This window comes from Sinosporangium siamense (assembly GCF_016863435.1).
In the GTDB taxonomy this organism is placed as follows: Bacteria; Actinomycetota; Actinomycetes; order Streptosporangiales; family Streptosporangiaceae; genus Sinosporangium; species Sinosporangium siamense.
The window spans coordinates 13,435-32,265 of the sequence record NZ_BOOW01000059.1; the positions used below are offsets into that span (position 1 = coordinate 13,435).

15 protein-coding genes and 2 riboswitches are annotated in these 18,831 nt (G+C 68.9%); of the genes, 9 read left to right on the forward strand and 6 right to left on the reverse strand.

Annotated elements, in window-relative coordinates; genetic code table 11:
- Positions 1-13: 13 nt before the first annotated feature.
- The 3 genes from Ssi02_RS37320 to Ssi02_RS37330 form a co-directional block, all read right to left on the reverse strand.
- Positions 14-301, reverse strand: coding sequence for a ubiquitin family protein (locus tag Ssi02_RS37320; protein ID WP_204033224.1), 288 nt, complete (start codon positions 299-301; stop codon positions 14-16).
- A gap of 27 nt (positions 302-328) precedes the next feature.
- Positions 329-1,462 carry a WD40/YVTN/BNR-like repeat-containing protein gene (locus Ssi02_RS37325; protein ID WP_204033229.1) on the reverse strand — a complete coding sequence of 378 codons (1,134 nt, stop codon included), beginning with the start codon at positions 1,460-1,462 and terminating at the stop codon, positions 329-331.
- A gap of 233 nt (positions 1,463-1,695) precedes the next feature.
- Positions 1,696-2,811, reverse strand: a complete 1,116-nt coding sequence (locus Ssi02_RS37330) for a globin domain-containing protein (RefSeq protein ID WP_204033234.1) — start codon at positions 2,809-2,811, stop codon at positions 1,696-1,698.
- 808 nt (positions 2,812-3,619) lie between these two features.
- Here Ssi02_RS37330 and Ssi02_RS37335 point away from each other — a divergent pair.
- A complete protein-coding gene (locus Ssi02_RS37335; RefSeq protein ID WP_204033239.1) occupies positions 3,620-4,309 on the forward strand; it encodes a gamma-glutamyl-gamma-aminobutyrate hydrolase family protein in 690 nt (229 codons plus the stop codon).
- Positions 4,310-4,440: 131 nt separating this feature from the next.
- Here the strand turns inward: Ssi02_RS37335 and Ssi02_RS37340 are convergent, their stop codons facing one another.
- The 3 genes from Ssi02_RS37340 to thiC form a co-directional block, all read right to left on the reverse strand.
- Positions 4,441-4,872: a GNAT family N-acetyltransferase gene (locus Ssi02_RS37340; protein ID WP_204033245.1), complete on the reverse strand. Its 432-nt coding sequence runs from the start codon at positions 4,870-4,872 to the stop codon at positions 4,441-4,443.
- A gap of 50 nt (positions 4,873-4,922) precedes the next feature.
- Positions 4,923-5,522, reverse strand: coding sequence for a class I SAM-dependent methyltransferase (locus Ssi02_RS37345; RefSeq protein ID WP_204033250.1), 600 nt, complete (start codon positions 5,520-5,522; stop codon positions 4,923-4,925).
- Between the two features lie 361 nt (positions 5,523-5,883).
- On the reverse strand, positions 5,884-7,596 hold the full coding sequence (thiC, locus tag Ssi02_RS37350; protein ID WP_204033256.1) for a phosphomethylpyrimidine synthase ThiC: 1,713 nt from the start codon (positions 7,594-7,596) through the stop codon (positions 5,884-5,886).
- Positions 7,589-7,705: riboswitch (TPP riboswitch) on the reverse strand. It overlaps the preceding gene by 8 nt.
- Positions 7,706-7,911: 206 nt before the next feature.
- Here thiC and clsA point away from each other — a divergent pair.
- The 8 genes from clsA (at position 7,912) to Ssi02_RS37390 (ending at position 18,540) form a co-directional block, all read left to right on the forward strand.
- Positions 7,912-8,673 carry a cardiolipin synthase ClsA gene (gene clsA, locus Ssi02_RS37355; RefSeq protein WP_373870263.1) on the forward strand — a complete coding sequence of 254 codons (762 nt, stop codon included), beginning with the start codon at positions 7,912-7,914 and terminating at the stop codon, positions 8,671-8,673.
- A 4-nt stretch (positions 8,674-8,677) separates the two neighbouring features.
- On the forward strand, positions 8,678-11,176 hold the full coding sequence (locus tag Ssi02_RS37360; protein WP_204033268.1) for a mannose-1-phosphate guanyltransferase: 2,499 nt from the start codon (positions 8,678-8,680) through the stop codon (positions 11,174-11,176).
- 294 nt (positions 11,177-11,470) lie between these two features.
- Positions 11,471-11,980, forward strand: a complete 510-nt coding sequence (locus tag Ssi02_RS37365) for an FHA domain-containing protein (RefSeq protein WP_204033274.1) — start codon at positions 11,471-11,473, stop codon at positions 11,978-11,980.
- A complete protein-coding gene (gene ftsR, locus Ssi02_RS37370) occupies positions 11,977-12,669 on the forward strand; it encodes a transcriptional regulator FtsR (protein ID WP_204033280.1) in 693 nt (230 codons plus the stop codon). Before Ssi02_RS37365 ends, ftsR begins: the two co-directional genes overlap by 4 nt.
- Positions 12,670-12,801: 132 nt before the next feature.
- Positions 12,802-13,272: a bifunctional nuclease family protein gene (locus Ssi02_RS37375; protein WP_204033292.1), complete on the forward strand. Its 471-nt coding sequence runs from the start codon at positions 12,802-12,804 to the stop codon at positions 13,270-13,272.
- Positions 13,273-13,419: 147 nt separating this feature from the next.
- Positions 13,420-14,040, forward strand: a complete 621-nt coding sequence (locus Ssi02_RS37380) for a MerR family transcriptional regulator (protein WP_204033297.1) — start codon at positions 13,420-13,422, stop codon at positions 14,038-14,040.
- 129 nt (positions 14,041-14,169) lie between these two features.
- Positions 14,170-14,274: riboswitch (glycine riboswitch) on the forward strand.
- Positions 14,275-14,490: 216 nt separating this feature from the next.
- Positions 14,491-17,334 (forward strand): aminomethyl-transferring glycine dehydrogenase, encoded by a 2,844-nt coding sequence (gene gcvP, locus Ssi02_RS37385; protein WP_204033303.1) that lies wholly within the window; start codon positions 14,491-14,493, stop codon positions 17,332-17,334.
- Between the two features lie 327 nt (positions 17,335-17,661).
- Complete coding sequence (locus Ssi02_RS37390; protein WP_204033308.1) at positions 17,662-18,540, forward strand: tetratricopeptide repeat protein; 879 nt, start codon at positions 17,662-17,664, stop codon at positions 18,538-18,540.
- The last annotated feature ends 291 nt before the right edge of the window (positions 18,541-18,831 follow it).

Consider the following 18,831-nt stretch of genomic DNA (forward strand, 5'->3'; position numbering starts at 1 on the left):
GGGTGGGAGCGGCTCAGCCGATGGCGGGCAGCACGTAGACCTCCGCGCCCGGGGGGAGCACGCAGTCCAGGCCGCCGATGCGGCGGGCGTTCTCGCCGCAGACGAACATGCTGATGTGTCTGCGGATGCGGCCGTAGTCGTCGCGGAGACGTCCTTCGAGTTTGGGGTGGGTCCGGCGCAGAGTGTCCAGTGCGCCGCCGAGTGTGGGCTGGGTGGTGCTGTGGTCGGCCACCGCGAAGACCTTCACCTCGCTGGCGTCGCCGACCCAGTGCCGTAGCGTGCTCGGTAAGACGAAAGTCACGAGCATGACCGGTCGAGCCATCACTTCCTAAGACCCCATCCGCTGGTTGGTGCCGGACATGAACCCGGGCTCCCGCACCGAGGGGAGTATGGCGGAGCGCACGGTGAGCACGTCGGGGAGATGCCGGGCGATTCGGGTCCATGTCTCACCGTCGTCGCGCGAGCCGTACACCTCGCCGTCGCGGGTGCCGAAGAACAGCCCGGCGGGTGAGGCGGACATCGCGTCGCGCAGCACCGAGGCGTGGACGGGCGGCTCGGGCAGGCCGCGGGTGTAGGCGTGCCAGGTGTCGCCGGCGTCGTCGGTGCGGAACACCCGGTAACGGTGGTCGACCGGCACACGGTCCATATCCGACTCCAGGGGGAGCACGAAGACCGTGTCCGGCTTGGTGGGGTGCACGACGACGGGGAAGCCGAAGTCGGACGGCAGATCATCGCCGATCGAGGTCCAGGTGCCGCCGAAGTCGTCGCTCCGGTAGACCCCGAAGTGGTGCTGGAGGTAGAGCCGGTCCGGGTGGGCGGGGTGCTGGGCTACCTTGTGCACGCATTGCCCGAACTCCGGGAACTGCCCGCCTTCCGGGAGGAAGGGGGCGCGGATGCCGCGGTTGGCCGCCTCCCAGGTCTGTCCGCCGTCGTCGCTGCGATAGAAACCGGCAGCGGACACGGCGATGCCCAGTTTGGCGCTGTCCTTCGGGTGGGGGACGACGGTGTGGAGGCATAGGCCGCCTCCGCCGGGTTGCCATTGGGGGCGGTGCGGGTGATTCCACAGCCCTTGCACCAGGCTGTAGGTCTTGCCCCCGTCCTCCGAGCGGAACAGCGCTCCCGGCTCGGCGCCCGCCCAGACGACCCCCGGCTCGGTGGGGGATGGGGTGATCTGCCAAATCCGGGTCAGGGTCGCGCCGGTGTGGTCCGGGAAGGCGACGGGCGGTCTCTGTGCTTCGTTCCAGGTCTCACCGAGATCGTCGGACCACATAATGGATGGGCCGAAATGTCCGTATTCGATGGCGGCGAGGACCCGGGGGACGTGTCCCCGGGTGTCGATGGCGACCGCGTGCACGCCGACCGTGGAGAACCTGACAGGCTGCACGGCGAACGGACTCCCGTCGCTTGACCTCGCGAGGAACAGCCCCTTGCGTGTGCCGATCGCGAGGAGTGCTTCGCGCATGACAGCCTCCCTGGTGGTTGTTCGCTCCGCTGCGTGCGGATCAGGACCATCGTGTCACGCAGGGATGGGGAACAAGCTGGGTACATGCCATTTGCGCGGTGAAGGCGCCCCTTTTCTAGCTGCCTGACGGATAATCGTTCCTCCGACGGCGCTGCCATGGACCGAAAAAGGCGGGAGGGCGGGGAGTGGTCAGTCTGCCCCGCCCTCTTTCCAGGCCCCCTGGTTTCCTGGCTTCAGAGTTCCGCTGCCGTGTCCCGGTGGATTCGGCTGAGTGGCACGCCGGCTTCTTGGAGCCGGCGCACGGTCTCGTTGACCATGTCGGTGGGCCCGCAGAGGTAGACCTCATGATCGGCCCACGACGGGAATCGTGACATCACTTCCGGCAGCATTCCCCGTAATCCTTCAAAAAACGGCTGGTCGGAGACCACAGGGATCACTCGCAGCCACGGGTGTGCCGCTTCCATCCGCACGAGATCGGATAAGTCGTAAAGCTCACCTGAAGTTCGTGCACCGTAGAGCAAGTGCACATTGATCCGGCGGCCCGAGGTGATGATGTCTTCGACGATCGCCTTGAGCGGTGCGAGACCGGTGCCGCCCGCCACACACAGCACGTCGCGGACGTTGTCCCCCGGGGGAACCATCCCGCCGACGGCGGGCCCCAGCATCAGCGTGTCGCCGACGCGGGTGTGCCGCACCAGCGAGGTCGACACCCAGCCTCCGGTGAGGGCGCGTACATGAAGGCGGATCACGCCGTCCTCGCGGGGGGCGTTGGCGACCGAGTAGCTGCGCCACACCCTGGGCCACCGTGGTGTCTGCACGGTGATGTGCTGCCCTGCTGTATACGGTAAGTGCTGGTTGGGGCGCAATGTGAGGACGGCGATATCCTCGGCCCGGAGCTCGTGATCCACCACTTCGGCCAGCCACCACGCGGGTGAGAACTCGGAGTCCGCCTCCGCGGCCTTCGACATCAGGTCCGCCGCGACGGTGTAGGCCGCGACCCAGGCGGCCTCGACCTCCGCCGTCCACACCTCCGCGGCGAAACGCCGCGCCGTCGCCAGCAACGCGTTGCCGACGGCCGTGTAGTGAGCGGCCACCACGCCGTATTTCCGGTGGTCGCGTCCCAGTTGCCCGAGGTAGGACGCCAGCCCGTCCGGGCTGTCCAGGCTCCAGACAATGCGTGTCAGCGCGCCGAACAGCCTGTCGCGCTGTAGGTCCATGGCCGGCGGGAACATGCCCCTGAGGTGGGGATTCTCCGCGAATAACCGGCCGTAGAAGTAGGCTGCCGCTTTGTCCGCGACAGGCTCGATGACGGAGAAGCTCTCCTTGACGAGACGGGGATTCAACGACATTTAAACCAGAACCACCCTAAAGTGACCGGACCGATTAACCGGTCTAAAGATGCACCTCCCTGACACTCCGGGTTGTGAGCGCCCGGCGGCCCCGGCTCGACCGGTCGCTCGTTTTGAAGTGTTCCATCAGCGTGCGAAAGTCACAACCGTTTCATCGCAATGTGGTGCGAATCCATACCATCTGTAACTGAATCGCTATTCTCTGTGAGGTGTCGGGTAAATGTCTAGTGGGGAGAAGTGAGGAAAAATCACGTTTCTTTCGTGGGTGTATTTGTCAACGCTGAAATGCGTATATCTTGGGTGGTTTTCGGGGTGGCCTCGCTGTCGTCGTTCGCCAGGTGCGGGGTGAAGGCGGGGCTTTGCCGAGGTGTCCGGTGGGCTGTGGTGGCGCGGGGGATTCGATCGGGGCGCGGGTGGTCGTGCCGGGGTTGGGGGAGGGCGGGGCTTCCGGTGCGGTGTGGCGGGTCCGATCGGGCTGGTGGCCGGTGGGGCTTCGCCGTACCGTGCGGTGGGCTGTGATGGTGCGGGGGATTCGGTGGACCGCTGCTCGCGGGGGTGTGCGCCAGGAGGCTTCGCCGTACCGGCCGACGAGCTGTCATGTCGTGGGGGATTCGTCCCGGGGCGGAGAGCGCCCCAGGCCCGGGGTAGGAGACGGGCGACGGTGGAAAAAGGTGTGATTCTGATACCGCGGAAGCCCGACATAACCGAAATGGTGTAGGCCATGATGGGGCATGCCGCTGGAGATGGGGTGCTTCACTGCTCGGAACAGGGCGGTCGGGACCTCATGGATGCCCCCTGGAGATCACGTATGACCCGACCCTTGATCGGTATCACCGCCTATCTCGAAGCAGCCCGGTGGGGTTCCTGGGTCAGGGAGGCGACCTTGTCGCCGCCCGCCTACGCCAAGGCGGTGCAGAAGGCCGGTGGAGCCCCCGTGCTGCTGCCCCCGGTCGGCCCCGGCAGCATCAACACCTACGTCTCCAGCCTTTCCGGCCTGATCTTCGCGGACGGGACGGCGCTGGACCCCGAGGTGTACGGCGAAGCCGCCGAGACGAGGGTCGCCCCACCGCAGCCCCACCGCGACCGCTTCGAACTGGCCTTGGCACGTGCCGCCGTCAACGCCGACATCCCGCTGCTCGCCGTCGCCCGGGGCATGCATGTGCTCAACGTGGCGCAGGGCGGCACGCTGATCCCCTGGCTGCCCGACGTGGTGGACCACAACCGGCACGCCGAGGCCGGGCAGACCCATGTCATCCAGGTCAGCGTGTCGAGCACCCTCGGCAAGGCCATCGGTGACCACGTGGAGGTGGTCGCTCCGCATGAGCAGTCGGTACGGCGCCTCGGCAACGGGCTGCAGGCCGTGGCATGGGCGGACGACCAGATCGTCGAGGCGGTGGAGCTCCAGGGGCACCGGTTCGCCGTCGGCGTGCAGTGGCATCCGGAGCGGGGCGACGACAACCGCCTCATCGAGGCCTTGGTGGGGGCCGCTCGCCGCTGAGGCCGTGTCACGGACGGCCGGCCGTGACGCCCACCGAGGCACCGCAGGCCGTCCTTCGGCTGGCCTGCGGCGCTCATGCGCTTCGCGCCCTGGATCTTGGAGTGTGGGCCGGGCCGTGCGGGGTTCCCCTGCTAGGGGCGCCAGTTGCAGACGCCGCGGAAGAGGATCTTTGCTCCCAGCCGCTCGTAGAAGCGTTGGGCGGCGATGTTGTCCTGTTGGACTTCCCAGCGGATCACCGTGTCCGGGTTGAGGTCGGCGAGCGTGCGCATCAGGCGTTCGCCGACGCCGCGGCCTCGCATGTCCTCGGTGACGTAGAGGTCGTCCAAATGGATGTATTCACTGCCGAGCCAGAAGCTCACCGAGCGCACCCACGAAACGTATCCAATCGCGCGCCCGTCCTCCTCGGCCAGCAGGGAGCCGGCTTCGGGGCGGGCGAGGACGCCGGCCAGTTGCCCGGGGGTGACGGTCACATGGTCAAGCAGGTTCTGCTGGCCGGCGAGGCCGGTTATCAGTTTGTGCAGTGCCGGTGCGTCGTCCGGAGTGGCAAGACGAATGGTGACCACGGATTTGGGCTCCTTGTCGCATATGTCGGACGACAAGGAGCCTATTCGCGTCAGGCCGATCGGGTGCGAGCACGCCTCGCGTTGTAGACGAACGCCGGGGGCATGTTTCCCCACACCGTGCGTCCGGCCACGACCTCCTCGAAGGTGGTGGACAGCAGCCGCCGGAACCGTTTGGCGGGGGTGAGCTGCAGTGCGTGCACGTAGGCGAAGGTGGTGAACGCGCCGTCGGGGGCGAGGACAGTGGTCACGGCGGACATAAGCCGCAATTGCAGTGCCTGGGGGAACGCCGCCCACGGGAGGCCGCTGACGATCACGTCGGCCTTGGTGAGGCCGCGGTCGGCCAGCATCTTGGGGAGTTCGCAAGCGTCGCCCACGACCACGTCGACGCTGGGGAAACGCTCGGACAGCAGTTTCGCCATGGGGGCGTTGATCTCGACGGCCAGGTGGTGGCCGCGCCCGTTGAGCCTGCGCTGGATCTCGGCCGTGAACGGCCCCGTGCCCGGTCCGAGCTCGACGATCACGGGATCGCCGTTCTCCGGGAGGGGGGCGGTGACGGCCTGGGCGAGCTTGCGCGAGCTTGGCGCGATGGCGCCGACGATCGAGGGGGAGCGCAGAAACTGTCCCAGGAAGAGCGCCTTGTCGTTGGGCATGACCAGACTCTAAGGGGTTCTGGAGGGTTCCGAGGCGGTGTGCCCGCGCCCGCGGGGTCCGCTCACAGCGTGCTCACAGCATGGGGCCGATGTCCGGCGCGGGAAGGCGTACCCTGCCGTCCAGGTGGACGCCACCCTCCCGGCGCCGCGGCCCGCGAGGCGGGCACGCGGGCGCCGGGGGCACACTTCCGTCACCCGCGGACACGCCGTGCGGCCCGGCCGGGGGTGAAGTCCTTTCCCGGATGGCCTGCCGGCCCTCGGCGGGGGGCACACTTCTGTCACCGGCGGACACGGCCGGTCGTCCGGGGGCGGACCCTGCCCCCGGACGACCCGCCGATCCGCCTCCGGATCTGCGGCTGGATCAAGCCTCCGTCACCGGCAGGTAGACCCTCCCGCCCGACCGCGTGAACTCCTCGGACTTCTCCCGCATCCCCGCCTCCAACGCCTCGACGGTGTTGAGCCCGCGTTCCTCGGCGAAGCGCCTGACATCGTGGGAGATCTTCATGGAGCAGAACTTCGGCCCGCACATCGAGCAGAAATGCGCCGTCTTGGCCGGCGCCGCGGGCAGCGTTTCGTCGTGGAACGATCGGGCGGTGTCGGGGTCAAGGGAAAGCTCGAACTGGTCCTCCCACCGGAACTCGAACCTCGCCGCCGACAGCGCGTCGTCGCGGGCCTGGGCGCCGGGGTGGCCTTTGGCCAGGTCGGCGGCGTGCGCGGCGATCTTGTAGGTGATCACGCCGGTTTTGACGTCGTCGCGGTTCGGCAGGCCGAGGTGTTCCTTGGGGGTGACGTAGCACAACATGGCTGTGCCGTACCATCCGATCATGGCCGCGCCGATCGCGGAGGTGATGTGGTCGTAGCCGGGGGCGATGTCGGTCACGAGGGGGCCGAGGGTGTAGAACGGGGCGTCCGCGCAGAGTTCGCGTTGGAGGTCGACGTTCTCCTTCACCTTGTGCATCGGCACGTGGCCGGGCCCTTCGATCATGACCTGCACGTCGTGCTCCCAGGCGATCTTGGTGAGTTCGCCCATCGTGCGGAGTTCGGCGAACTGGGCCTCGTCGTTGGCGTCGGCGATGGAGCCGGGCCGCAGGCCGTCTCCCAGGGAGAAGGCCACGTCGTAGGCGGCGAGAATCTCGCAGATGTCGTCGAAGTGCTCGTAGAGGAAGCTTTCGCGGTGGTGGGCGAGGCACCAGGCGGCCATGATCGAACCGCCTCGCGAGACGATCCCGGTCGTGCGGCGCGCGGTGAGCGGCACGTAGGCGAGCCGCACGCCGGCGTGCACGGTGAAGTAGTCGACGCCCTGCTCGCACTGTTCGACGAGGGTGTCGCGGTAGACCTCCCACGACAGGTCCTCGGCCCGGCCGCCGGCCTTCTCCAGCGCCTGGTAGATCGGCACGGTGCCGATGGGCACGGGGGAGTTCCTGATGATCCACTCACGGGTGGTGTGGATGTCGCGGCCGGTGGACAGGTCCATCACGGTGTCGGCGCCCCAGCGGGTCGCCCACGTCATCTTGTCCACCTCCTCCTCGATCGAGGAGGTGACCGCGGAGTTGCCGATGTTGGCGTTGATCTTCACGAGGAAGTTGCGGCCGATGATCATCGGCTCGGACTCGGGGTGGTTGACGTTCGCCGGGATGATCGCCCGTCCGGCGGCGATCTCGGACCGGACGAACTCCGGTGTGACCCCCTCACGGAGGGCGACGAACTCCATCTCGCGAGTGATCTCGCCGCGCCTGGCGTAGGCGAGCTGGGTCACCGGGGCGGACGCCGCCCGCAGGGGGCGCCGCCTCTCGCCCTGGAAGGCGGCCTCGTCCGGGCTTTCCCGCCTGCCGTCGTCGGCGGGTGTGGGGGGCCGCCCGTCGTAGCGGGAGACGTCCCCGCGGCCGATGATCCACGGTTGGCGGAGCGCCGGAAGCCCCCGCCGGACGTCGGTCGCCACGTGGGGGTCGGTGTAGGGGCCGGAGGTGTCGTAGAGCTCCACCCGGTGGCCGTTGCTGAGCGTTATCTCACGCATGGGCACACGTAGCCCGTTCGGCCCGTCCAGGTAGATCTTGCCCGCACGCGCAGCGGTCATCGCGCAAACTCCCTTCGCCGGAATGACCCGGAGCAGGTTCTGGCGGTCGGCGGCCCTGATCTCAGCCGCCCTCTCAGCCCGGTCGTACCGGGCTCCCGCGTTGGACGATCGAAAACGCTAGCGCTTCGCTCCAGGATGCGCCAGAGGGGTAGATCTCCCGACATACGGTTCATTGGAGGGATAGTGAATCCAAAATCCCTCACATGGGGCAGGTGGTGACATGAGGGATCCCCGAGTCGCGACGCGTGGCGTCGGCATCAACACCGGCAACAGCACATGTATAGGGTCGGGATTCAGAAACACAGAGGGGGAAGAGTGGAATCCGCCGAGGATCGGATCTGGACGGTTCCCAACGCGCTGAGCTTTCTGCGCCTGCTCGGGGTGCCGGTGTTCCTGTGGCTCGTGCTCGGGCCTCAGGCCGACGGGTGGGCGATCCTGCTCCTGATGCTCGCGGGCTTCTCGGACTGGCTCGACGGCAAGCTGGCCCGCGCCTGGAATCAGACGAGCAAACTCGGCCGGCTGATCGACCCGCTGGCGGACCGGCTTTACATCCTCGCCACCCTCCTCGGGCTGGTGCTGCGCGAGGCCATCCCCTGGTGGCTCGCCTTCCTGGTGGTCGCCAGGGACATCGTGATGCTCCCGTTCCTGGCGGTTCTCCGGGAGTACGGCTACGGCCCCCCACCTGTCCATTTCCTCGGCAAGGCCGCCACGGCGAACCTGATGTACGCGTTCCCGCTGCTCTTCCTCGCCTCCCACCCGGGCTGGTATTCCGAGCCGGCTGCCGTCGCGGGCTGGGCTTTCGCGATCTGGGGCACGGGACTTTACTGGTGGGCCGGGCTGCTCTACATGTGGCAGGCCGTGTCACTGATCCGCGGCGTCAGAGCGGAGTCCCGCGGGAACCAAGGTCGGCAGCAGGTGCAGAGCCAGGACACCCAGCACCCAAGCATCCAGGGCCAAGACGTGCAGGGCCAGAGCCGCCAAGACCCCCAAGGCCACATCCCCCAGGACCCCCAAGGTCAGAACCCCCAGGACCAGCACACGCAAGATCGGCAAGGGCAGGGTTCCGAACGGAGGTGACGTCGTGAGGGCAGTCGTGATGGCCGGCGGCGAAGGCACCAGGCTGCGGCCGATGACGGCCAACCAGCCCAAGCCCCTCCTTCCCATCCTCAACCGGCCGATCATGGAGCACGTGCTCCGGCTGCTCAAACGTCACGGACTCACCGAGACCGTGGTCACCGTACAGTTCCTCGCCGCACTGATCCGCAACTATTTCGGCGACGGCGGCGAACTCGGCATGAGCCTGCACTACGCCACCGAGGAGGTGCCGCTCGGCACCGCGGGAAGCGTCAAGAACGCCGCTGCCATGCTGCGCGACGAGAGCTTCCTGGTGATCTCCGGCGACGCCCTCACCGACATCGACCTCACCGATATGGTGCGCTTCCACCGCGAGAACGACGCCCTGGTCACCATCGGCCTGAAGCGGGTGCCGAACCCGCTGGAGTTCGGCATCATCATCGTCGACGACCACGGCAAGGTGCAGCGTTTCCTGGAGAAGCCCACCTGGGGCCAGGTGTTCTCCGACACCGTCAACACCGGGATCTACGTGATGGAGCCCGAGGTGCTGGACGAGGTGGCGGTCGGGGAGCGCGTCGACTGGTCCGCCGACGTGTTCCCCCGCCTGCTGCGAAAGGGGGCGGCGCTCTTCGGATATGTCGCCGAGGGCTACTGGGAGGACGTCGGCACGCACGAAAGCTACCTGAAGGCGCAGGCAGACGCCCTGTCCGGCAGGTTGCGGCTGGACCTGTCCGGGTTCGAACTCTCACCGGGGGTCTGGGTCGCCGAGGGGGCCTCCGTCGACGCCGAGGCGGTGCTCAAGGGCCCGCTCTACATCGGCGACTACGCGAAGGTGGAGGCGGGGGCCGAGCTGCGGGAGTTCACGGTGCTCGGCAGCAACGTGGTCGTCCGCGAGGGGGCCTTCCTGCACCGCGCGATCGTGCACGACAACGTCTACGTCGGCCCGAGTGCCAACCTGCGCGGCTGCGTCGTCGGCAAGAACACCGACATCATGACGGGGGCACGCATCGAGGAGGGCGCGGTCGTCGGCGACGAGTGCGTCATCGAGTCCGAGGCGTACATCACCTCGGGCGTCAAGGTCTACCCGTTCAAGACCATCGAGGCAGGCGCCCTGGTCAACACCAGCGTGATCTGGGAGTCGCGCGGCCAGCGCGGGCTGTTCGGCCCGCGCGGGGTGTCCGGCCTGGTCAACGTGGAGATCACCCCGGAGCTGTGCGTGCGGCTCGCCAGCGCCTATGCCACCACTATGAAGAAGGGCAGCTCGGTGGTGACCTCCCGCGACTCCTCGCGGGCGGCCCGGGCGCTCAAACGCGCGGTGATCAGCGCACTCAACGCCAGCGCGATCAACGTGATCGACCTGGAGGCCGGCCCGCTGCCCGTCGCGCGTTTCCACACCTCCCGCGAGACCGCCGAGGGCGGCATCGCGCTGCGCACCACGCCGGGCGACCCGCAGAGCGTGGACATCGTCTTCATGGACGGCAGCGGCGCGGACCTCTCACCCGCCGCCCAGCGCAGACTGGAACGCGTCTACTCCCGCCAGGAGTTCCGCCGCGCCTTCCCCGGGGAGATCGCCGAGCTGCGCTTTCCCGCCAGGGCCGTGGAGGACTACGCCAGGGAGCTGCTGCGCTGCGTCGACATGACGGGGTTGCCGGAGGCCGAGCTGAAGGTCGTCGTCGACTGCGCGGGCGGCACGTCCTCGCTGGTCCTGCCGACCCTGCTCGGCCGGGTCGGGGTGGACGTGCTCACCGTCAACGCGCGCCTGTCCGACGCCCACCCGACGGAGACGCTCGCCGAGCGCCGCCGCGACCTGCAGCGACTGGCCGATCTTGTGGGATCGTCCAGGGCGGCCTTCGGCGTACGGTTCGACCCGGTGGGCGAGCGTGTGGCACTTGTCGACGAGACCGGCCGGCTGATCAGCGACGAGCGGGCCCTGCTCGTCGTGCTCGACCTGGTGGCGGCCGAGCGGGGCTCGGGCCGGGTGGCGCTGCCGGTGACGACGACGCGGGTGGCGGGCCAGGTGTGCGGCTTCCACGGGGTGCGCGTGCAGTGGACCTCCACCGCGATCGACGCGCTGACCTCGGCCGCGGCCTCGCCCGGCATGATCTTCGCCGCCGACGGGAGGGGCGGCTTCATCGTGCCGGAGTTCGGCCCGACGATGGACGGCATGGCGGTCTTCCTGCGGCTGCTCGGGCTGGTGGCGCGCACGCGCCTGTCGCTGAGCCAGATCGACGCGCGCATCCCCGAGGCAAGGCTGCTCAAGCGTACGGTTCCCACCCCGTGGGCCGCGAAGGGGGCCGTGATGCGCTCGGTGCTCGAGGCCGCGGAGGGGCTGGCGGTCGACACCACCGACGGGGTGAGAGTGGTCACCGAGGAGGGGTGGACGCTGGTGCTGCCCGATCCCGCCGAGGCCGTCACCCACCTGTGGGCCGAGGCGCAGGACGTCGACGGAGCCCAGGCGTTGCTGGAACACTGGGCCAGGGTCGTGGAGGGGGCCTCGGAGGGGTGAGCCGGGTCACCAAATGATCATCGGCGGCGCGGCGGCGTGGACCTCGATCCCGGCGGCGCGGTACCTTTGTCTACCGTCCGACCCCGTTCCACTCCGACCCCAGTCAGCACCGTGCCACCCCCCGGACCGCCCGCCTTGACCTTTGCGTCTCATCAGCGTAAGTTTCGGCATTCGCAGTCTTGAAGCGTCACCATGAGACAGTCTTGTACCACCATAAGTTGAGAAGCGAAGAGCGAGGCGCCCAGCCCCGGAGCACCAACACCGCCTCTTCGCGGTAGGAGGCCGAGCCGATCGATGCCGAGCGTCTACTGCACGCAGTGCGGTCATGCCAACCCCGAAGGCGCCCGTTTCTGTTCACGATGTGGATCTCCGTTGAATCGCGTGGAGTCGCTGGGTGACACCACCTCAACGATCTCCATCGCAGGCATCGAGGCATATGAGGCCGAGGCCGGGGGCGCGCTTGTCGCCGAGCGCCCCGTCGCCGATCAGGTGCCCCCCGGAGGGGGCATCCTGGTGGTGATGCGGGGCCCCAACGAAGGCAGCCGCTTCCAGCTGGTCCGCGACCTCACCACGGTGGGGCGCCATCCGGAGAGCGACATCTTCCTGGACGACATCACCGTCTCCCGGCGGCACGCCGAGTTCACCCGGGGGCCGGCGGGGCAGTTCACGGTGCGTGACGTCGGGAGCCTCAACGGCACCTATGTCAACCGGGAGCGCATTGAGGAGTCCGCCCTCTTCGGCGGAGACGAGGTTCAGGTCGGCAAGTTCCGGCTGGTGTTCCTCAGCGGTTCCGGCGGGCCATGAGCTCGCAGGCCGCGCGCTCGCACATGAGCATCGGGGAGGTTCTCGCCCTGCTCCAGGGCGAGTTCCCCGATGTCACGGTTTCCAAGATCCGCTTCCTTGAGGGGGAGGGGCTCATAGAGCCGGAGCGGAGCCCATCGGGTTTCCGTAGATTCACCCACGCCGACGTCGATCGGCTGCGTTACATCCTGACCGCTCAGCGTGACCAATATCTTCCCCTGCGCGTGATCAAGGACCATCTCGAAGCCCTCGGCGCCGACGGCAGGACCCGGCCGCACGGCCTGCGTGAGGCCGGCGCGTCCGGTGTGGCCCGGCCCGAGCCCGAGCGCCGCCTCAGCCGTGAGGAGTTCCTCGCCGCCGCCGATCTCCCCGAGGAGATGCTGGACGAGCTTGAGGAATACGGCTTGCTGCAGGCGGTGGCCAGGCGCTACGACGAGGAGGCGCTGGCGGTCGCGCGCAGTGTCGGGGCGCTGGCCCGGTTCGGTTTCCACCCGCGCCATCTACGCGCCGTCAGGGCGGCGGCCGAGCGTGAGGCGGGGCTCGTGGAGCAGGCCGTGGCGCCTCTCCTGCGGCGCAGGGGCCCCGGCGCGAAGGGGGAGGCCGAGGAGTCGGCACGCGAGATCGCCGGTCTTCTCCTCGATCTGCACGGCGCTCTGGTGCGCGCTGGTGTCCGCAGTGTGCTCGGACAGTGACCCGCTGGGGCATTCGAGGCGCTTCTGGTGTTACGTTGAAATGGGATGAGGGATGAGCGCACCCCCCCATTCCTACGCCACCTGTGCGCCAGCGAGTTGAGCGACCAGTGACAGAGTGAGACGGAGCAGCCCGTGTTGCAGATGGAGGTCGTGGGCGTTCGAGTGGAGATGCCCTCCAATCAGCCGATTGTCTTGCTCAAGGAGGCTAATGGGGATCGCTATCTCCCTATTTGGATAGGCATGACCGAGGCGACAGCCATCGCCATGGCCCAGTCCGAGGAGCCCCCTCCCCGGCCGCTGACCCATGATCTCTTCCGGGACGTGCTCAACGCCCTCGGTGTACGGCTGCGCAACGTCAACATCGTCGCGCTCCGGGACGGCATTTTCTTCGCAGACCTCGTCTTCTCCAACGGCGTGGAGGTAAGTGCCCGGCCTTCTGACTCCATAGCTCTCGCGCTGCGCACGGGGGCCCACATCTTCGCCAGCGAGGAGGTGGTGAGTGAGGCCGGAGTCACCGTCCCAGACGATCAGGAAGACGAGGTGGAGAAGTTCCGCGAGTTCCTCGACACGATCAGCCCCGACGACTTCGGGCGGGCGGGGTAGGTATTTCAGTGCATTTACGCTTCACGACGCGCCGAGCGGGATCGTTGACTGAGAATGGCCCCGGTCCTACGGTGCAAGTGAACCCTGTGGTTGTCATTCACGAACCCCCAGATCAGACCACAGGATGAGAGAAAGCCGGAGGTCCGCGTGGCGGTCAGCAGCGGCGAGGGTAAGACGGCCGGCCAGGACGATCAGGTGCGGCGTGAGACAGCGCTTCAGCGCGCCGGTGAACAGGGCCTGCTCTTCGACGGGCAGCCGTCGGCCCTGCCCACGGGCATCGGTTATCGCGGTCCAACGGCATGCGCCGCGGCCGGCATCACCTACCGTCAGCTCGACTACTGGGCGCGCACCGGTCTGGTGGAGCCCGGCATCCGGGCCGCGCACGGTTCGGGGTCGCAGCGGCTTTACAGTTTCCGTGACATCTTGGTGCTCAAGGTCGTCAAGCGGCTCCTGGACACAGGGGTCTCGCTTCAGCAGATTCGCACCGCGGTTCAGCACCTGCGTGACCGCGGCATAAGCGATCTGGCGCAGATCACGCTGATGAGCGACGGTGTGAGCGTCTACGAGTGCACCTCGGCCGACGAGGTGATCGACCTGCTCCAGGGCGGGCAGGGCGTGTTCGGCATAGCCCTCGGCAGAGTGTGGCGCGAGGTGGAGGGCTCCCTGGCGGAGTTGCCCGGAGAGCGGGCGGAGGCGGAGCCCGGCGACGCCGCAGAGCATCCGGGCGACGAGCTGGCCCAGCGTCGCCGCGCGCGCCGCTCGGGCTGATTCCGTGATCCGGCCGGGGGCACGGCCGAGAACGGGGTCGGAGGGATTTCTCCCTTCTGTGGAGTAATACCAACGGGGTGTCATATTCGTCAGGGATATGGCTGCTTGTAGAGTGGTGGGCGAAGCTGACGACCTTGTGCGGGAGAGTCTTCGGGGGCTGTGACAGGCCACCCGGGGCGCCGAAGGAGCAACCCTCCCCGGAATCTCTCAGGCAGCGGGTACCGCACAGGCGAGGCAACTCTGGAAAGTAGACGCGCCCGCCAGGTGTGTCTCACCGACGGTGCAAATCCTGAGGTCTGCTCATATATTGAGTCCCGTATATGAGCCGATTTGGGGATGAAGCTCTCAGGTCGCGATGCACTCGTTGCGGAGGACAGAGGGGGAGACCCGGACGCGCGACGCCCGCCGTACCTCTCCGCACCTGTCATGACGCCTCGGGAGGCATCGCCCATGACTGACCGATTCCCGCTCAACGATCTTTCCTCCCCGCCGTTCTCCGCCCGCCACATCGGTCCCGCTCCGAAGGAGCAGGCCCGCATGCTGGAGACGGTGGGGTTTGAGACAGTCGCCGACCTGGTCGCCGCCGCCGTGCCCGAGGCCATCAGAAGCAAGGACGGGCTGAGACTCGCCGACGCCGTCAGCGAGACGGAGGTCACCGCCGCCCTGCGCGCCCTGGCCGCCAAGAACCGCGTGCTGACCTCCATGATCGGGCTTGGCTACCACGACACGGTGACCCCGGCGGTGATCCGCCGCAACGTGCTGGAGAACCCCGGGTGGTATACCGCCTACACGCCCTACCAGCCCGAGATCTCCCAGGGCCGCCTCGAGGCTTTGATCAACTTCCAGACCGTGGTCGCCGACCTGGCCGGCCTCGACGTCGCGGGCGCCTCCCTGCTCGACGAGGGTACGGCTGCCGCCGAGGCCATGACCCTTGCCCGCCGGACCAGCCGGGTCAAGAACAACGTCTTCGTGGTGGACGCCGACACGCTGCCGCAGACCAAGGCCGTCCTGGCGACTCGCGCCGAACCCCTCGGCATTGAGCTGGTCGAACACGACCTGGCCGCCCCGCTCCCCGAGTGCTTCGGCGTGCTCGTGCAATATCCCGGCGCCTCCGGCCGCGTCGCCGGCTTCCGCGAGCTCGCCGAGGCCGCCAAGGCGGGCGGCGCCCTCGTGATCGCGGCGGCCGACCTGCTCGCCCTCACCCTGCTCACCTCGCCGGGCGAGCAGGGAGCAGACATCGTCGTCGGCTCCTCCCAGCGCTTCGGCGTCCCACTCGGCTTCGGCGGCCCGCACGCGGCGTTCATGGCCGTGCGCGAGGGCCTCCAGCGGCAGATGCCCGGCCGGCTCGTCGGGGTGTCGCAGGACGCCGACGGCAGGCTCGCCTACCGCCTGGCCCTCCAGACCCGTGAACAGCACATTCGCCGCGAGAAGGCCACCAGCAACATCTGCACCGCCCAGGTGCTGCTCGCCGTCGTCGCCGGGATGTACGCCGTCTACCACGGCCCTGAGGGCCTCGTCCGCATCGCCCGCCGCGTCCACCACAGGGCCGCGACGCTCGCCGCCGGGCTGCGCGCCCTCGGCGTGGAGATCGTGCACGACCGGTTCTTCGACACCGTCATGGCCCGGGTGCCCGGACGCGCCGCCGAGGTCGTCGAGGCCGCGCGCGTGCGCGGGGTCAACCTGCGTCCCGTCGACGGGGACCACGTGGGCGTCTCCTGCGACGAGACCACCACGCCCGAGACGCTGAGGCTCGTGTGGGAGGCGTTCGGCGGCACACCCGACGAGCCCGCCGAGGTCGCCGCCGCTTTGCCCGCCGAGCTCGCCCGCACCTCGGAGTTCCTCACCCACCCCGTCTTCCACAGCCACCGGTCCGAGACCGCCATGCTGCGCTACCTGCGCTCCCTGCAGGACAAGGACATCGCGCTCGACCGGTCCATGATCCCGCTCGGCTCCTGCACGATGAAGCTCAACGCCACCGTCGAGATGGAGCCGATCAGCTGGCCGGAGTTCGCCGGGCTGCACCCCTTCGCCCCCTCCGATCAGGCCGAGGGCTATCTGGAGCTGATCGGCGACCTTGAGCGCTGGCTGGCCGAGGTCACGGGCTACCAGGCCGTGTCGCTCCAGCCCAACGCCGGCTCGCAGGGCGAGTTCGCCGGGCTGCTGGCCATCCGCGCCTACCACCGGGCGCGGGGCGACCTTGAGCGCGACGTGTGCCTCATCCCGTCGTCCGCCCACGGCACCAACGCCGCGAGCGCCGCCATGGTGGGCATGCGCGTCGTCGTGGTCGCCTGCGACGACAGCGGCAACGTCGACCTCGCCGACCTCGACGCGAAGATCGACAAGCATCGCGACCGCCTCTCGGCGATCATGGTGACCTATCCGTCGACCCACGGCGTCTACGAGGAGACGATCACCGAGATCTGCGAGCGCGTCCACGAGGCGGGCGGCCAAGTCTACGTCGACGGCGCCAACCTCAACGCCCTCGTCGGCCTCGCCAAGCCCGGCGAGTTCGGGGCCGACGTCTCCCACCTGAACCTCCACAAGACCTTCTGCATCCCGCACGGCGGAGGCGGGCCCGGCGTCGGCCCCGTCGCCGTCCGCGGCCACCTGGCCCCCTATCTCCCCGGCCACCCCCTCATCGACGGCGGAGCCGTCGGCCCCGTCTCGGCCGCGCCGTACGGCTCAGCCGGCGTCCTGCCCATCTCCTGGGCATATGTCCGCCTGATGGGCGGGGACGGCCTCCGCGCCGCCACCGAACAGGCCATCCTGTCGGCCAACTACGTGGCCAAGCGGCTCGCCCCGCACTACCCGGTGCTCTACACCGGGCGCGGCGGGCTGATCGCCCACGAGTGCATCATCGACCTGCGCCGCATCACCAAGGAGACCGGGATCACCGTGGACGACGTGGCCAAGCGCCTCATCGACTACGGCTTCCACGCCCCGACCATGTCCTTCCCGGTCGCGGGCACCCTGATGATCGAGCCCACCGAGAGCGAGGACCTCGACGAACTGGACAGGTTCATCGAGGCCATGATCGCCATCCGGGGCGAGATCGACCGGGTCGCCTCCGGCGAGTCCGACCGCGAGGACAACCCCCTGCGGGGCGCCCCCCACACGGCCGCCTGCCTCATCGACGGCGACTGGTCCCACCCCTACACGCGGGCCGAGGCCGCCTACCCGGTGCCCTCGCTCCGCGACGGCAAGTACTGGCCGCCGGTGCGCCGCATCGACGGGGCTTACGGCGACCGCAACCTGGTCTGCTCCTGCCCGCCGCTGACGGACTACGAGGACTGACCTCCCCCTGTCCGGGCACAACCGGCCCGGACCCGGCTTGACCGGGTCCGGGCCTTGCTCGTTGTGCGCGGGCCTCGGCTCATGAATTCTTTGGATATGGCTTGTTTGTTTGCATCGGTGGAAACCGATGTTGTTTGGTCTCCCGGGTACCCCTATTCCGCCCCATCGCCGGTGGTAGCAGCGTGTCTCGCCCAGGTGGGAACGGAATCCCCGGTCCTGCGCCCGCGTCCGGCTCCGCCGTACCTTGATCGAGATGTGTTTGCGCATGTTGAGCGACGCGGGCCGGTCCAGTCGTTAAGCTCTGGGTGATCGTCTATGGAGGAGCCCATGACGCCCCCAGAGCTTGGCACCCTGCCCCACGGAGCCCTGGCCGAAGCGCCCGCACCGCCTGAGGACGGCGAGGCGGGCCCGCGCGAGGACGGGCCGCTCGCCACCGCGAGGGCCCTGGCCGAGAGCGGAGACCTCGCGGGGGCGGCGCACATCCTCAGCCGGTTGGTGGACGACGACACGGGTCCCGACCGCGCCCAGGCCGCCGTCGGCCTCGCCGTGGTCCTGGAGGAGAGCGGCGACCTTGGGGCCGCGCGGGCCGCCGCCCGCATCGCCCTCGCCACCGGCCACCCCGAGTTCGCCCCCCAGGCCGCCTGCCACCTCGCCCGCGGCTTCGAGCGCGACGAGCTGTTCGACCAGGCCAGGGCCGCCTGGCAGGCCGCCCTCGGCTCGGGCCACGCCTCCTACGTGCCCCTCGCCCACCTCGCCCTCGCCCGCCTCTCCGAGGACGAAGGCGACGGCGAGGCCGCCGAGCGCTCCCTGCGCGCCGCCATCTCCACCGGCGACCCCGAGATCGGCTCCCTGGCCGCCCAGCGCCTCGCCGAGCTCCTCCTTTCCGCGGGCGAGGCCGCCGAGGCCGCCGGCGTGCTGGTCCACGCCCTCTCCTCCCCGGAGACGGCCGAGTCCCCCCGGCTGCGCGTCCTCCTCGGCATAGCCCACCTCGAGCTCGCCTGCGCCGAGTTCACCACCGCCGTCGAGGAGGCCGACGAGACCGACACGGCGGCCACCGCCCTCGCCATCGAACTCCTCGCCCGCACCCTCCCCCTGCGCGGCCGCGACGAGGACGCCGAACACGTCTGGAACTACGGCCTAGGCCACGAACAGGTCGAACTCGCCCACGAGGTCGCCCTCCGCCGCGACCGGGGCGTAACGGTCTGATCCACGGCTCCTGTTGCCTGGGCCGTGGGCTGACCCTTGAGCCTTCTGCGGCGATTGCTGCGCACAGGATCTCGCTACATGGTGTGCGCGGGCGATGAGCCCACCGTGATCGGGGCTTTCGGCCTCTTGTGGTGCCGCGCGGACTTGACTCGGGTTTCGGGGCGACTGTCCGCTGTGCCGGGGCCGAGGGCCGATCTGATCGGGATTTGCCGCCCCGGGAAGGCGCGGCCGGGATCGGCGTCGTGCGGCATCCGCCCAGGTCGGGCCCGGCCGTCTCTCGTGCCATCCGCT

What these genes read in the sequence shown, in the direction of transcription:
- gcvP (WP_204033303.1), top strand. Translation starts at nt 14,491, where the DNA reads ATGACTGACCGATTCCCGCTCAACGATCTTTCCTCCCCGCCGTTCTCC.
- Ssi02_RS37390 (WP_204033308.1), top strand. Translation starts at nt 17,662, where the DNA reads ATGACGCCCCCAGAGCTTGGCACCCTGCCCCACGGAGCCCTGGCCGAA.
- ftsR (WP_204033280.1), top strand. Translation starts at nt 11,977, where the DNA reads ATGAGCTCGCAGGCCGCGCGCTCGCACATGAGCATCGGGGAGGTTCTC.
- Ssi02_RS37345 (WP_204033250.1), bottom strand. Translation starts at nt 5,522, where the DNA reads ATGCCCAACGACAAGGCGCTCTTCCTGGGACAGTTTCTGCGCTCCCCC.
- Ssi02_RS37335 (WP_204033239.1), top strand. Translation starts at nt 3,620, where the DNA reads ATGACCCGACCCTTGATCGGTATCACCGCCTATCTCGAAGCAGCCCGG.
- Ssi02_RS37365 (WP_204033274.1), top strand. Translation starts at nt 11,471, where the DNA reads ATGCCGAGCGTCTACTGCACGCAGTGCGGTCATGCCAACCCCGAAGGC.
- thiC (WP_204033256.1), bottom strand. Translation starts at nt 7,596, where the DNA reads ATGACCGCTGCGCGTGCGGGCAAGATCTACCTGGACGGGCCGAACGGG.
- Ssi02_RS37325 (WP_204033229.1), bottom strand. Translation starts at nt 1,462, where the DNA reads ATGCGCGAAGCACTCCTCGCGATCGGCACACGCAAGGGGCTGTTCCTC.
- Ssi02_RS37330 (WP_204033234.1), bottom strand. Translation starts at nt 2,811, where the DNA reads ATGTCGTTGAATCCCCGTCTCGTCAAGGAGAGCTTCTCCGTCATCGAG.